The sequence below is a fragment of the Stenotrophomonas sp. SKA14 genome (assembly GCF_000158575.1).
Taxonomy (GTDB): Bacteria; Pseudomonadota; Gammaproteobacteria; order Xanthomonadales; family Xanthomonadaceae; genus Stenotrophomonas; species Stenotrophomonas forensis.
Window position 1 is genome coordinate 2025201 of the sequence record NZ_DS999412.1, and the last position, 13833, is coordinate 2039033.

General features: G+C 67.0%; 10 protein-coding genes. 8 read left to right on the forward strand and 2 right to left on the reverse strand.

What is annotated here, in order from left to right; all coding sequences use genetic code 11:
* The first annotated feature begins 2 nt into the window (after window positions 1-2).
* The 7 genes from nusA to SSKA14_RS09205 all read left to right on the forward strand — a co-directional run bounded on the left by nusA (window position 3) and on the right by SSKA14_RS09205 (window position 10169).
* On the forward strand, window positions 3-1514 hold the full coding sequence (gene nusA / locus SSKA14_RS09175) for a transcription termination factor NusA (protein ID WP_006458580.1): 1512 nt from the start codon (window positions 3-5) through the stop codon (window positions 1512-1514).
* Window positions 1515-1606: 92 nt separating this feature from the next.
* Window positions 1607-4252: a translation initiation factor IF-2 gene (infB, locus tag SSKA14_RS09180; protein WP_008265689.1), complete on the forward strand. Its 2646-nt coding sequence runs from the start codon at window positions 1607-1609 to the stop codon at window positions 4250-4252.
* 124 nt (window positions 4253-4376) lie between these two features.
* Window positions 4377-4760, forward strand: a complete 384-nt coding sequence (gene rbfA / locus SSKA14_RS09185) for a 30S ribosome-binding factor RbfA (RefSeq protein ID WP_005410447.1) — start codon at window positions 4377-4379, stop codon at window positions 4758-4760.
* Window positions 4761-4865: 105 nt separating this feature from the next.
* Entirely contained in the window at window positions 4866-5774 is a 909-nt protein-coding gene (gene truB / locus SSKA14_RS09190) for a tRNA pseudouridine(55) synthase TruB (protein WP_008267049.1), read from the forward strand.
* 174 nt (window positions 5775-5948) lie between these two features.
* Complete coding sequence (rpsO, locus tag SSKA14_RS09195; protein ID WP_005417886.1) at window positions 5949-6209, forward strand: 30S ribosomal protein S15; 261 nt, start codon at window positions 5949-5951, stop codon at window positions 6207-6209.
* 151 nt (window positions 6210-6360) lie between these two features.
* A complete protein-coding gene (pnp, locus tag SSKA14_RS09200) occupies window positions 6361-8469 on the forward strand; it encodes a polyribonucleotide nucleotidyltransferase (RefSeq protein ID WP_006458359.1) in 2109 nt (702 codons plus the stop codon).
* A 134-nt stretch (window positions 8470-8603) separates the two neighbouring features.
* On the forward strand, window positions 8604-10169 hold the full coding sequence (locus SSKA14_RS09205; protein ID WP_008267428.1) for a winged helix-turn-helix transcriptional regulator: 1566 nt from the start codon (window positions 8604-8606) through the stop codon (window positions 10167-10169).
* On the opposite strand, the gene SSKA14_RS09210 is transcribed toward SSKA14_RS09205, so the two are convergent.
* Both SSKA14_RS09210 and SSKA14_RS09215 read right to left on the reverse strand, forming a co-directional pair.
* A complete protein-coding gene (locus SSKA14_RS09210) occupies window positions 10138-11202 on the reverse strand; it encodes a serine hydrolase (protein ID WP_008265209.1) in 1065 nt (354 codons plus the stop codon). The genes SSKA14_RS09205 and SSKA14_RS09210 overlap by 32 nt on opposite strands.
* A 208-nt stretch (window positions 11203-11410) precedes the next feature.
* Entirely contained in the window at window positions 11411-12412 is a 1002-nt protein-coding gene (locus SSKA14_RS09215) for a hypothetical protein (protein WP_008266806.1), read from the reverse strand.
* A gap of 216 nt (window positions 12413-12628) precedes the next feature.
* Here SSKA14_RS09215 and SSKA14_RS09220 point away from each other — a divergent pair, with 216 nt between their 5' ends.
* Window positions 12629-13822, forward strand: coding sequence for a glycoside hydrolase family 18 protein (locus tag SSKA14_RS09220; RefSeq protein ID WP_008268150.1), 1194 nt, complete (start codon window positions 12629-12631; stop codon window positions 13820-13822).
* The last annotated feature ends 11 nt before the right edge of the window (window positions 13823-13833 follow it).

Below are 13833 nucleotides of genomic sequence, written 5' to 3' on the forward strand. Positions count from 1 at the left end.
CAATGAGCAAGGAACTGTTGCTGGTAGTCGACGCAGTCGCCAACGAGAAGGGCGTGCCGCGTGAAGTGATCTTCGATGCCATCGAGGCCGCCCTGGCCTCGGCAGCGAAGAAGCGCTATCCCGACGAGGAAGTGCTGACCCGCGTGGTCATCGACCACAAGGATGGCAGCTACGAAACCTATCGCCGCTGGGAAGTGGTGGCCGATGACGTGGTGATGGAATCGCCGGATCGCCAGATCCGCCTGATGGATGCCGTCGATGAAGCCGAAGGCGTGGATGTCGGCGACTACATCGAAGAGCAGATCGAGAACCCGGACTTCGGCCGTATCGCCGCCCAGGCCGCCAAGCAGGTCATCGTCCAGCGCGTGCGCGAAGCCGAGCGCCAGCAGGTCGTGGATGCGTGGAAGGATCGCGTCGGCGAACTGATCACCGGTGTGGTCAAGCGCGCCGAGCGCGGCAACATCTATGTCGACCTCGGTGGCAACGCCGAAGGCTTCATTCCGAAGGACAAGGGCATTCCGCGCGACGTGCTGCGCGCCGGTGACCGCGTGCGCGGCTACCTGGCCGAAGTGCGCTCGGAGCCGCGTGGCCCGCAGCTGTTCATCAGCCGCGCCGCCCCGGAATTCATGATCGAGCTGTTCAAGCTGGAAGTGCCGGAAGTCGGCCAGGGCCTGGTGGAAATCAAGGCCTGTGCCCGCGATCCGGGTGACCGCGCCAAGATCGCCGTGCTCGCCCACGACCAGCGCACCGATCCGATCGGCGCCTGCATCGGCATGCGTGGTTCGCGCGTGCAGGCCGTGTCCAACGAGCTCAATGGCGAGCGCGTGGACATCGTGCTGTGGAACGACAACCCGGCCAACTTCGTCATCAACGCGATGGCGCCGGCCGAAGTGCAGTCGATCATCGTCGATGAAGACAAGCACTCGATGGACCTGGCCGTGGCTGAAGACCGCCTGGCCCAGGCCATCGGCAAGGGCGGCCAGAACGTGCGCCTGGCCAGCCGCCTGACCGGCTGGCAGCTCAACGTGATGACCCAGGACCAGGTCACCGCCAAGTCGGAGGCCGAGCAGGCTTCGGCCCGCCAGCTGTTCATGGACAAGCTGGAAGTGGACGAAGAGATCGCCGGCATCCTGGTCAGCGAAGGCTTCGGCACCGTCGAGGAAATCGCTTATGTCCCGGTCGGCGAACTGCTGGCCGTGGAAGGTTTCGACGAGGACATCGTCGAAGAGCTGCGCGCTCGTGCCCGCGATGCGCTGCTCAATGAGGCCCTGGCAGTCGAGGAAGGCCTTGAAGACGGCCAGCCGGCGCAGGACCTGCTGTCCCTGAAGGGCATGGACGAAGCCACCGCGTATGCGCTGGCCGGCCACGGCGTGCGTACCAGCGAGGACCTGTCCGACCTGGCCGCCGACGAGGTCATGGACTTCGGCATCGAAGGACTGGATCAGGCGCGCGCCGCTGCGCTGATCCTGGCCGCCCGTGCCGAAGAGATCGCCCGACTGGAACGCGGCGAATGAGCCGGCAATGAACAGGGCCCTGAGCCGCTCAGGGCGTAGAATCCGCGCCACCTCCAGATGCGGGGGGGCGCCCACAAGATCATAGGATCCGAATGTCGCAGCAAACCACCATCCGCAAGCTTGCCGAACTGGTCAACACGCCGGTCGAAAAACTGCTGGAACAGCTGGCCGGTGCCGGCATGAAGTTCAGCGGTCCCGACCAGGTCGTGACCAGCTCCGAGAAGGTGAAGCTCCTGGGCTTCCTTCGTCGTTCGCATGGCAAGCCCGAGCAGGCCCCGGAAGAGACCGATCAGTCTGCAAAGAAGATCACGCTCAACCGCCGGAAGCAGCAGGAAGTGACGGTCAATTCCGGTCGCAGCAAGACGACCGTGAATGTCGAGGTGCGCCAGAAGCGTACCTACGTCAAGGATGGTGCTCGCGCCATGACGCCGGACGAAGAGCGCGCCGACATCCTGCGCAAGCTGGAAGAGTCGCGTGCGCGCAACCTTGCCGAGCAGCAGGCCCTGGCCGAGAAGGATCGTCTGCGCGACGAAGCCATCGTCCGTGCCCGCGAGGAAGAGGTTGCCGCCAAGGAACGCGCCGAGGCCGAGAAGAAGGCCGCCGAAGAAGCTGCAGCGGCCGCCAAGGCGGCCGAGGCACTGGCAGCCAGCAAGCCCAAGCGTGCTCCCATCGACGAAACCGCGCCGCGCCCGCCGCGCACTCCGGCCGCCGCCCCGGCTGCGCCGCGTGGTGCACCGCCGCCGCCGCGCAACGACGACCGCAACAACCGCAGCGCGCCGCGCAACGAGCGTGGTCCGGGCGATCGCTTCGCCGGCCAGATGCATCTGTCGGCCGCTGACCGCGCGCGTCGTGGCAACAGCAACAACAGCAACACCCGGGGTCGTCCGGGCGGTCGCAACCAGTCCAGTGGCCGTCGCGACATGTCGCGCGGCGGCAACAATGCCGGTCCGCACGGCTTCGAGCGCCCGACCGCACCGGTGGTGCGTGAAGTGGCGATCGGCGACACGATCACCGTGGCCGACCTGGCGCAGAAGCTCGCGCTGAAGGGCGGCGAGGTGGTCAAGGCGCTGTTCAAGATGGGCGTGATGGCCACCATCACCCAGTCCATCGACCACGACACCGCCGCGCTGGTGACCGAAGAACTCGGCCACAAGGCGATCCGTGCCAACGACAACGACGCCGAAGACGCACTGCTGGCCTCGACCGGTGAAAACCAGGGCGAAGCCACCCAGCGTCCGCCGGTGGTCACCATCATGGGCCACGTCGACCACGGCAAGACCTCGCTGCTGGATTACATCCGCCGCACCAAGGTCGCCACCGGCGAAGCCGGCGGCATCACCCAGCACATCGGTGCCTACCACGTGGATACGCCGAAGGGCGTGATCAGCTTCCTGGATACCCCGGGCCATGCTGCCTTCACCTCGATGCGTGCCCGCGGCGCCAAGCTGACCGACATCGTGGTGCTGGTCGTGGCCGCCGATGACGGCGTCATGCCGCAGACCAAGGAAGCGATCCAGCATGCCCGTTCGGCGGGTGTGCCGCTGATCGTGGCGATCAACAAGATCGACAAGTCCGACGCCGACCCGATGCGGGTCAAGAACGAACTGCTGTCCGAGCAGGTCGTGGCCGAAGACTTCGGTGGTGACACCCAGATGGTGGAGATCTCGGCCAAGACTGGCCTGGGCATCGACGACCTGCTGGACGCCATCTCGATCCAGGCCGAACTGCTGGAACTGAAGGCCGTCGACGAAGGCCGCGCCTCGGGCGTGGTGATCGAATCGTCGCTGGACAAGGGCCGTGGCCCGGTCGCTACCGTGCTGGTGCAGCAGGGCCGCCTGAAGAAGGGCGACTACTTGGTGTGCGGCATCCAGTACGGCCGCGTGCGTGCGCTGTTCGACGAAACCGGCAAGCAGCCGGAGTTCGCCGGTCCGTCCATCCCGGTGCAGGTCCTGGGCCTGTCCGGCGTGCCGGAAGCCGGTGACGACTTCGTGGTGGTCGAGGACGAGCGCCTGGCCAAGGACGTTGCCCAGCAGCGTGAGACCAAGCGTCGTGAATCGCGCCTGGTCGCCACTGCCGGCAGCCGCATGGAAGACATCATGGCGACCCTGGGCAAGGGCGAGGGCCAGCAGGTCCTCAACCTGGTCATCAAGGCCGACGTGCAGGGTTCGGTGCAGGCGCTGAGCCAGGCACTGGTCGCGCTGTCCAACGAAGACATCCGCATCAACGTGATCCACTCCGGCGTGGGTGGCATCACCGAGTCGGATGCCAACTCGGCCGCTGCTTCGAAGGCCACCGTCATCGGCTTCAACGTGCGTGCGGATGCTTCGGCCCGTCGCATCATCGAATCGAACGGTGTTGACCTGCGTTACTTCTCGATCATCTATGACGTGATCGACCAGGTGAAGCAGGTGGCTTCCGGCCTGCTGGGCGTGGAGATCCGCGAAGAGATCATCGGTATCGCCGAGGTCCGCGACGTCTTCCGCAGCTCCAAGCTGGGCGCCGTCGCCGGCTCGATGGTCATCGAGGGCGTGGTCAAGCGCAACAAGCCGATCCGCGTGCTGCGCGACAGCGTGGTGATCTTCGAGGGCGAGCTGGAATCGCTGCGCCGCTTCAAGGAGAACGTCGAGGAAGTCCGCAACGGTACCGAATGCGGTATCGCGGTGAAGGCCTACAACGACGTCAAGCCGGGTGACCAGATCGAGTGCTTCGAGCGTATCGAAGTGCCGCGCACCCTGTAATGCTGCAACGGACCGGCCCTCGCGGGCCGGCCCGCCCCCTGGTGGGGCCCGACCAAGGTCGGGTCACTCCTCCTGGTAGGACCCGACCTTGGTCGGGTCACATTTGAATCGAGAGCCCGACCGCGTGCCCAAGACTTTCCATCGAACCGACCGTGTCTCCGCCCAGCTGCGCCGTGAACTCGGCACCCTGGTGCACAACGCCGTGCGCGAGCACGGGTTGCCCTCGGTGAGCGTGTCCGACGTGGAAATCACCCGCGACATGGCCCATGCCAAGGTGTTCGTCACCGCGCTGATGCCGGAACGTTCGGCTGAAGCCGTGGCCGGCCTGAAGGAGCTGGGCTACCGCCTGCGCATGGACCTGGCCCGTGCCATGAAGCTGCGCCACGTGCCGGAGCTGCATTTCCACTACGACGACTCGGTCGACCGTGGTGAGCACATCGACAACATCCTGCGCGACCTGCCCGATACGCTGGCCGCGGAGAAGCGTCGCGAGAGCGACGAAGAATAAGGCAGCGCCGGGCCCATGCCCGGCGTCTTTCCGTTCCGGCAACGCGATGCCCATGCGGGCCGCGCTGCGGTAGCCGGGCATGGCTCGGCTCTACAACTTCCTGTCATGACCCGAATTCAGTTCCGCCGCCTGGATGGCATCCTGCTGCTCGACAAGTCGACCGGCATGAGCTCCAACGCCGCCCTGCAGGTGGCCCGTCGCCTGTTCCGTGCCGAGAAGGGCGGTCACACCGGCAGCCTCGACCCGCTGGCCACCGGCCTGCTGCCGCTGTGCTTCGGCGAGGCGACCAAGATTGCTGGCCTGCTGCTTGGCTCGGCCAAGGCGTATGACGCCGAGATCGTGCTCGGCCAGACCACCGATACCGACGATTCCGAAGGCCAGGTGCTGCTGCAGCGCCCGGTGCCGGCGATCAGTGCGCAGGCCCTGCAGGCCGCGCTGGCGCCGCTGACCGGCAGCATCCTGCAGCGGGCGCCGATCTATTCGGCGCTGAAGCAGGGCGGTGAGCCGCTATATGTGAAGGCCCGCCGTGGCGACGTCATCGAGGCGCCCGAGCGCGAAGTGCAGGTGCACGCCATCGAGGTGCTCGAGCAGCAGCCGGAACGGCTGCGCCTGCGCATCACCTGCGGCTCGGGCACCTACATCCGCAGCCTGGCCCGCGACCTCGGCGAAAGCCTGGGCTGCGGCGCCCATATCAGCGCGCTGCGCCGGCTTTGGGTTGAACCATTCCGGGCACCGGCGATGGTCACCCTGGACCAGCTGCGGGCGATGGTCGAGGCGGGCGACGAGGCCGGCATGGATGCGCTGCTGCTGCCGCTGGCCGCCGGCCTGGCCGAGTACCCGCGGGTCGACCTCGACGCCGGCCAGGCCCACCGGTTCTGTGTCGGCCAGCGTCAGCGCGACCTGTCCTGGCCGCGTGGCCTGGTCGCCGTGTTCGGCCCGGACGATGTTGTCCAGGGCCTGGGCCAGGTCGATGACAGCGGCCTGCTGGCCCCCCAGCGCCGTTTCAACCTCTGACCGGGGCCTGCCGGTTCAGCCCCGGACCTTGTCCCGGAAGCCCCCGGCCGTTACAATTTCGCGGCCGTTTTCCGGCAACCTGCCTCGCGCAGGTTTCATCCTCGTAGTCCACGGCGAGCCTGGCGGTGCGCGAAGCGCGTTCCTGCCGGCCACGCATCACAGAGAAAAAAGAAAATGTCGATCGACACCCAGAAGGTCATTGAAGACAACAAGCGCAGCGCCGCCGACACCGGCTCCCCGGAAGTCCAGGTGGCCCTGCTGACCGCCCGCATCGAACTGCTGACCGGCCACTTCAAGACCCACAAGAAGGACCACCACAGCCGCCGCGGCCTGCTGCAGATGGTCAACCGCCGTCGCAGCCTGCTCGACTACCTGAAGAAGAAGGATGTCGAGCGTTACAAGGCCCTGATCGAAAAGCTTGGCCTGCGTCGCTAAGCAACGAATCCCCCGCGGCGCAGCGATGCGCCGCGGTTTTGTTTTGTAGCACCGCAATCCCCGATTCAGGCCGGAACGATCCGGCCACCCGCTGGCGGCAAGGGTCGCCGACGGTCCAAATTCGCAGACAGCATCCCCAAGGACACCCTCCGTGGCAAAAATCACCAAAACCTTCCAGTACGGCAAGCACACCGTCACGCTTGAGACCGGCGAAGTCGCCCGCCAGGCCAGCGGTGCCGTCATCGTCAAGATGGACGACACCGTACTGCTGGTCACCGCCGTCGCCGCCAAGAGCGCGCGCGAAGGCCAGGACTTCTTCCCGCTGACCGTCGATTATCAGGAAAAGTTCTACGCCGGCGGCCGTATCCCGGGTGGTTTCTTCAAGCGCGAAGGCCGTGCGACCGAGAAGGAAACCCTGATCTCGCGTCTGATCGACCGTCCGATCCGCCCGCTGTTCCCGGAAGACTACAAGAACGAAGTGCAGATCATCGCCACGGTCATGTCGCTGAACCCGGACGTGGACGGTGACATCCCGGCCCTGATCGGTGCCTCGGCTGCCCTGGCCCTGGCCGGCACCCCGTTCATGGGTCCGATCGGCGCTGCCAAGGTTGGTTACAAGAACGGCGAGTACATCCTGAACCCGACCGTCAGCGAACTGGCTGACTCGCAGCTGGAACTGGTCGTCGCCGGTACCTCCAACGCCGTGCTGATGGTCGAATCCGAAGCCGCGCTGCTGTCCGAAGAAGTGATGCTGGGCGCCGTGACCTTCGGTCACCGCGAAATGCAGAAGGTCATCAACGCGATCAACGAGCTGACCGTCGAAGCCGGCACCAAGCCGTCGACCTGGGAAGCCCCGGCCAAGAACGACGCGCTGATCTCCGCCCTGAAGGAAGCCATCGGCCCGCGCCTGGGCGAAGCCTTCCAGGTGCGCGACAAGCTGCAGCGCCGCGACGCCATCTCGGCGATCAAGAAGGACGTGGTTGAAACCCTGGCTGGCCGCGTGGCCGCCGAGGGCTGGAACCCGGCCGAGCTGTCGAAGGAATTCGGCGAGCTGGAATACCGCACCATGCGTGACTCGGTGCTGGACACCAAGGTCCGCATCGACGGCCGTGCGCTGGACACCGTCCGCCCGATCGCCGTGAAGACCGGCGTGCTGCCGCGTACCCACGGTTCCTCGCTGTTCACCCGCGGCGAAACCCAGGCCATCGTGACCATCACCCTGGGCACTGCCCGTGACGGCCAGGTCATCGACGCCGTTGCCGGTGAGTACAAGGAAAACTTCCTGTTCCACTACAACTTCCCTCCGTTCTCGGTGGGTGAGTGCGGCCGCATGATGGGCCCGAAGCGCCGCGAAATCGGCCACGGTCGCCTGGCCAAGCGCGGCGTGCTGGCTGTCATGCCGTCGCTGGAAGCCTTCCCGTACACCATCCGCGTCGTCTCGGAAATCACCGAGTCGAACGGTTCCTCGTCGATGGCCTCGGTCTGCGGTTCGTCGCTGGCCCTGATGGACGCCGGCGTGCCGGTGAAGGCGCCGGTGGCCGGTATCGCCATGGGCCTGGTCAAGGAAGGCGAGCGCTTCGTCGTCCTGTCCGACATCCTGGGTGACGAAGATCACCTGGGCGACATGGACTTCAAGGTGGCCGGTACCGCTGAGGGCATCTCCGCCCTGCAGATGGACATCAAGATCGAAGGCATCACCGAAGAGATCATGAAGCAGGCCCTGCAGCAGGCCAAGGCTGGCCGTCTGCACATCCTGGGCGAAATGGCCCACGGCCTGACCGCCCCGCGTTCGGAGCTGTCCGACTACGCGCCGCGCCTGCTGACCATCAAGATCCACCCGGACAAGATCCGCGAAGTGATCGGCAAGGGTGGCTCGACCATCCAGGCCATCACCAAGGAAACCGGCACCCAGATCGACATCCAGGATGACGGCACCATCGTCATCGCTTCGGTCAACGCCATCGCTGCCCAGGCCGCCAAGGCCCGCATCGAGCAGATCACCTCGGACGTCGAGCCGGGCCGCATCTACGAAGGCAAGGTCGCCAAGATCATGGACTTCGGTGCGTTCGTCACCATCCTGCCGGGCAAGGACGGCCTGGTCCACGTTTCGCAGATCTCCAGCGACCGCGTCGAGAAGGTCGGCGACGTGCTGAAGGAAGGCGATGTGGTCAAGGTCAAGGTGCTGGAAGTCGACAAGCAGGGCCGTATCCGCCTGTCGATGAAGGCCGTGGAAGAAGGCGACGCCGTCAGCGCCGAGTAATCGGCCTCCGGTCGATTACGGTGGGTGTCAACCTTGGTTGACACGCTTCTGCAATCGCTGAAATGAAAAAGCGGGCTTCGGCCCGCTTTTTCTTTGCCCGCGATCTGCGGCTGGCGTGCCGCTATGCTTCGCCCATGGACACCCTTCGCCTGCTCGATCTGGACATTGACCGCCCGGCACAGCGGGTCAGCCGCGCCGGCCAGATCCTGCCGGTCAGCGGCCTGAGCTGGACGCTGCTGGACGTGCTGCTGGCGCACGGTGCCGAGGTCGTCGATTTCGACACCCTCGCGGCGCAGGTCTGGGCACCGGCAGTGGTCGGCGAAGACGCGGTCAGCCAACGGGTCAAGCTGCTGCGCCAGGCGCTGGGCGATGACAGTCGCCGGCCGCGCTACATCCGTTCGGTGCGCGGGCGCGGCTACCAGCTGTGCGCGCAGCCGTTGCCGGGTACCGCACAGCCTGCCCGGTCGCATTGGCGCGGCAGGGCAGGGCGGGGCCTGATGGCGGCCGTAGCGCTGGGCGTCGCCGCAATGACGCTGGTGTGGTGGTCACGGTCGACTGCGCCTGGTGCGGCGCAGACGGCGCTGCAGAGGGCCGATTACTACGCCGGCATCGGTCAGGCCAGCAACAACGAGCGGGCGATCAGCCTGTACCGTCAGGCGCTGCAGGTCGATCCGGAGTCCGCGCCGGCGCGGCGGGGACTGTCGCGTGCGTTGGCGGCGCAGGGCTGCCTGTTCAACGGCTCGCCGGGACAAGTGAAAGAGGCGCTGGCCCTGGCCAGCGAGGAGCGCAGGCGGGCGCCGCGCGATGCTGCCGCCCATGCGCTGTGGGGCTATGCGCAGGACTGCCTCGGCGACATGCCGCACGCGATGGCGGGTTACGTGCGCGCCCTGGAACTGGATCCCGCCGACGAACGCAGCCGCGCGTCGCTGGCGTATCTGCGGCAGGAGCGCGGCCAGCTGGTGACGGCGCTGCGCGAGAACCTGTCATTGAAGGCGCCCGGGCGCGTGCGTTTCCGCGACGTGCAGGTGGCGCGCGAGCTGGAACTGCTGGGCTTCACCCAGGCTGCAGCGCAACGCCACGCGCGCAACTTTCAGCTCTACCCGGACAACGTCTTCTCCAATATCGCCTGGCCGCGCAGCCTGTATCTGGCCGGCGCGCCGCAACAGGCCAGGCAGGCGCTGGACGAGGCGCTGGCGCGGGGCACGCCGCACCCGCAGCTGCTGCGGATGAAGGGCGAGCTGGCGCTGCTGGCCGGTGACCCGGTGACTGCAGCAGCGGCGTTCGAGCACGGTCGCCAGCTGCGGCCCCAGCAATCACTGGGGCAGACGCTGGCGGGCCTGTACGGCGCGCAGCCGGCGCAGGCCGCGTGGATCGGGCAGCGTCTGCAGCAGCTCGATGCCAGCGGCAGCGACGGCTGGTCCGACACGGGCGTGGAGCGGGCACTGCTGCTGCAGGCGGCTGGACGTACAGATGCGGCCGTCGCCGCATTGCATCAGGCCGTCGATGATGGCTTCCGTGACGTGGCATGGCTGCGTGCCACGCCGCTGCTGGTGCCCCTGCACGGCGCCCCGGGCTGGCCCGCGTTGCTGGAGCGCATCGATACCGACATCGCCCGGCAGCGCGCGCAGGTGCTGGCCGCCGCCTGGCGGCCGGAGGACCTGGCCGCCCTCAGCGCAGCGCCGGCAGCAGGAACTCGGTGAGGATGCGCCGCGACTGCGGATGGGCGAAGGAGCGGTTGAAGGCCTGGCTGGTGACCACGGCCACCACGCGCTGTTCGGGCAGCACGAACACATAGTTGCCGCCATTGCCGGACATCGCCCACACGGTGCGCGACGAACCCTGCACATCAAGCTTCAGGCCCCACCACTGGTAGCCATAATCGCTGCCATCGGGGGTGGTCGCCTGCGCCTGCACCATCGCCGCGATGTAGTCCCTGGGGACCAACTGGCGACCCTGCCAGCGGCCACCGTCCAGTACCAGTTGGCCGAACCGTGCCAGGTCGCGCGTGCGGTAGCGGGTGCCGCCGCCGCCCATGCCGATGCCCTCCGGCGAACGGTTCCACTGGCTGTGGGTGATGCCCAGCGGCTGCTCCAGAACGCGTGCGGCATAGTCGGCCAGCGGTTGGCCACTGGCCTGTTCAAGCACGGCACCGAGCACGAACGGGTTGGCGGTGCAGTAGGCAAACGCGCGGCCATGCGGGCTGTCCTGCGGCCGCTGCATCCATGGCGCAAAGCCCTTCACCGGCAGCGCCAGCGCGAAGTCCAGCCACCGCTCGGTGACGTACATGCGTTCTTCGTGGCCGGCCGAGAACGGGTTCTCGTCATCGCACTCCCACAGGCTGCTCATGGTCAGCAGGTCCTGCAGGGTGGTGGCGCGCAGGCGCGGGTCGACCGCGTGCTGCGCGGTGAACGCCGGGAAGTAGTCGTACACCCGGGCCTGCACGCCGGGCACGCGTCCCTCGCCGATGGCAGCGCCCACCAACAGTGCTGTCACGCCCTTGCTGGCCGATCGCACGTCGTGCAGGGTCTGTGCGTCGGCGCCATTGAAGTAGCCCTCGTAAACCACCTGGCCATCGACCTGCAGCAGCACGCTGCGGATCTGCTTTAGCTCATCGCGGGCGATGGCCTGCTGCAGCGCCAGCAGGCGTGCCGGATCTGGCGGCGCGGCACGAGCGGTGAAGGTCGCGGCACACAGGGCGCAGAGCAGGGTGAGAACGGGCAGGATCGAACGCATCGGCGGGCTCCATCGAAAGGGAGCCCGATTGAGCCAGCACCGCATCTGAAGTGCTGGAAAGCCGCCTGAAGAATTCTGAAGCCCTTGTGCCAGAAGGCGTTTCGATCCGGTAGGTGTCAACCTTGGTTGACACGCTCGAGCCCCGGGTGGGTGTCAACCTTGGTTGACACGCTGTTGGAGGCATCGCCGGAGTCGAACACGCTCGGCGTTACCGGGCATCTTCTTCCTGCTCTTCCTCCCCCAGCCACCAGACCTGGCCCGGCTCGGGCTCACTCAGCAGATGCTCGCGCTGTTCGATGGCTTCCAGCACGCGTCCCGGTGCCGCAGCGGCCCACGTTGCCAGCAGTTTTTCCACCGCGGCACGCCCTTGCGCGGCAATGCCGAGATCGCGCGCGCGCGCCCAGCCATCCGTGCGCCCCGCTGCGTCATCGTCCTGGTGCGGCGTACCGTAGCTGCAACGGCGGCACAGCCTGCGCACGGTCGCGCTCCAATCCTCGACCATGCCGATCCCGGGCAGGTGCATGGCTTCCAGGGCAGCGATGTCATCGGCGGAATCACACTGCACGAACACGGTGAAGGTGGCCATGTCCGATGGCTGCAGGCGCTGCATCGCATTGAACACCGGCACACTCTGCTCCCGGTAGCTGCGGTGGCCGGTCGAGGCGCCGTCATGCAGCACGATGTCACCGAAGCGGAAACCGCTTTCCGGCAGCGGCACATTGTCGATGCGGGCGCGCACCGGATCGATGCGGCGCATGTAGACCACCTCGGCGGCAGACCACGGCGCCAGGCGCAGGCAGGCCACGCCGAAATCGCCGTCGATCGGCCCCGCGTCGCCGGGAACGGTGATGCCGCAGCGGCTCCATTGGCGCCGCGCCTCGGTCCAGTCGCCCAGTGCAGTGGCGGCGATACCGGCATTCCATGCGGTGGCTACATCGAACGCGTCGCGCAGCTGTTCCGACTGCAGGTTGTCCCGCAGCGAGGCCGGCCAGTCGCGCAGGTACTTGTGGGCGAGCCCGCGCATGTAATGCAGGTAGGGAGCCTCCGGGGCATGCCCGGTCAATTCACCGAACAGGGCCACGGCCCGGGTGAGGTCGCCTTCGTGGAATGCATCATAGGCACGGGCTTCCAGTACCTGCAGTTCGTCGAGGGGGGCGTCATCCAGCCGTGCGCCGTCGTCGCTGTTGTCGTGGTCGGTGCTCATGTCCATGCGGGGTTGAAGATCCGCGGCTACCTTAGCCGATGCAGGGGAGGGAGAGCGCGGCGTCGGCGGCTGTCCTGTTGCGGCGCAAGATGGCAGTGGTGTGACCGCTGGGGTGTCGTCCTGGGCGGGAGCGCGCGTGTCCACTGGACGACATGCCGCGACATCCGTACCGCAGGCACATCGGTTTGCTAACGTGGCTGCGCCTTCGAACCGGGAGATCCCATGTTGCGCCAGACCGTGGCTGTCCTTGCCGTGCTGATTGCCGGCGCCCTGCCCATCGCTGCACACGCCGCTGCGGCACCGCAGGCGCCGATCTTCGGTGCCTACTATCCTGGCGGGTCGGCCGAGCGCTATCCGGTGTCGAGCATTCCGGCCGAACGCCTGACCCACCTGTTCTATGCGTTTTCCACCATTGAAGACGGGCGCTGCACGGTCGGTGCCGAAGCGCCGGACAACTTCGCTGCGCTGGCCGAGCTGAAGAAGGCGCATCCGCACCTGCGCACGTTGATTTCCATCGGCGGCTGGGGGGCGGGCGGTTTTTCCGATGCGGCACTGAGCGAGGCCAGCCGCAAGCGCCTGGTCGATTCCTGCATGGCGCTGTTCTTCGATCGCCACGCCGGCAGCTTCGATGGCGTGGACATCGACTGGGAATTCCCGGTCAGTGGTGGGCCGAAGGAGCTGGCGCACCGCCCGCAGGATCGCGCCAACCTGACCAGGCTCGCGCAGGCGTTCCGCGTCGCACTCGACGCGCGCGGGCGCAAGCAGGGGCAGCCGATGCTGCTGACCGCCGCGTTGGCCGCCGGTCGCCTGCAGACCGATGGCCCCTACGATCCGGCGGCCAGCTACTACCTGCCGGCGCTGGCCAGGGTGTTCGATTTCATCAACCTGATGAGCTACGACATGGGCACCGGCTTCTCGGCGGTGTCGACCTTCAACGCCCCGCTGCATGAAGTTCCATCCGATCCGCTGGCACCGGAACTGCGGCGCTGGAACAACGTGGCCGGCGCGGTGCAGTACTACCGCGACCACGGCGTGCCGGCCCACAAGCTGGTGCTGGGCGTGCCGTTCTATGGCCGTGGTTTCAAGGTCACCGGCGACGCCGCCGATGGGCTGTACCAGTCGTACAGCGCTCCGGCCGACGCGGGCGACTGGCGGGTGATCAAGGCGCGCTATCTCGACCAGCCCGGCTGGACGAAGCACTGGCAGCCGCAGGCGCAGAGCCCGTGGCTGTACAACCCGCAGCAGAAGATCTTCATCAGCTACGAAGACCCACGCTCGATCGGGCTGCGCGCGCAGTTCGCCCGCGAGCAGGGCCTGGCCGGGGTGTTCATGTGGGAGCTGACCGGCGATGACGAACAGGCCAGCCTGCTCAACGCCATGCTTGGCCCGTGGCAGAAGGCCCGCATCGGCGATTGAGGGTTGGCAGT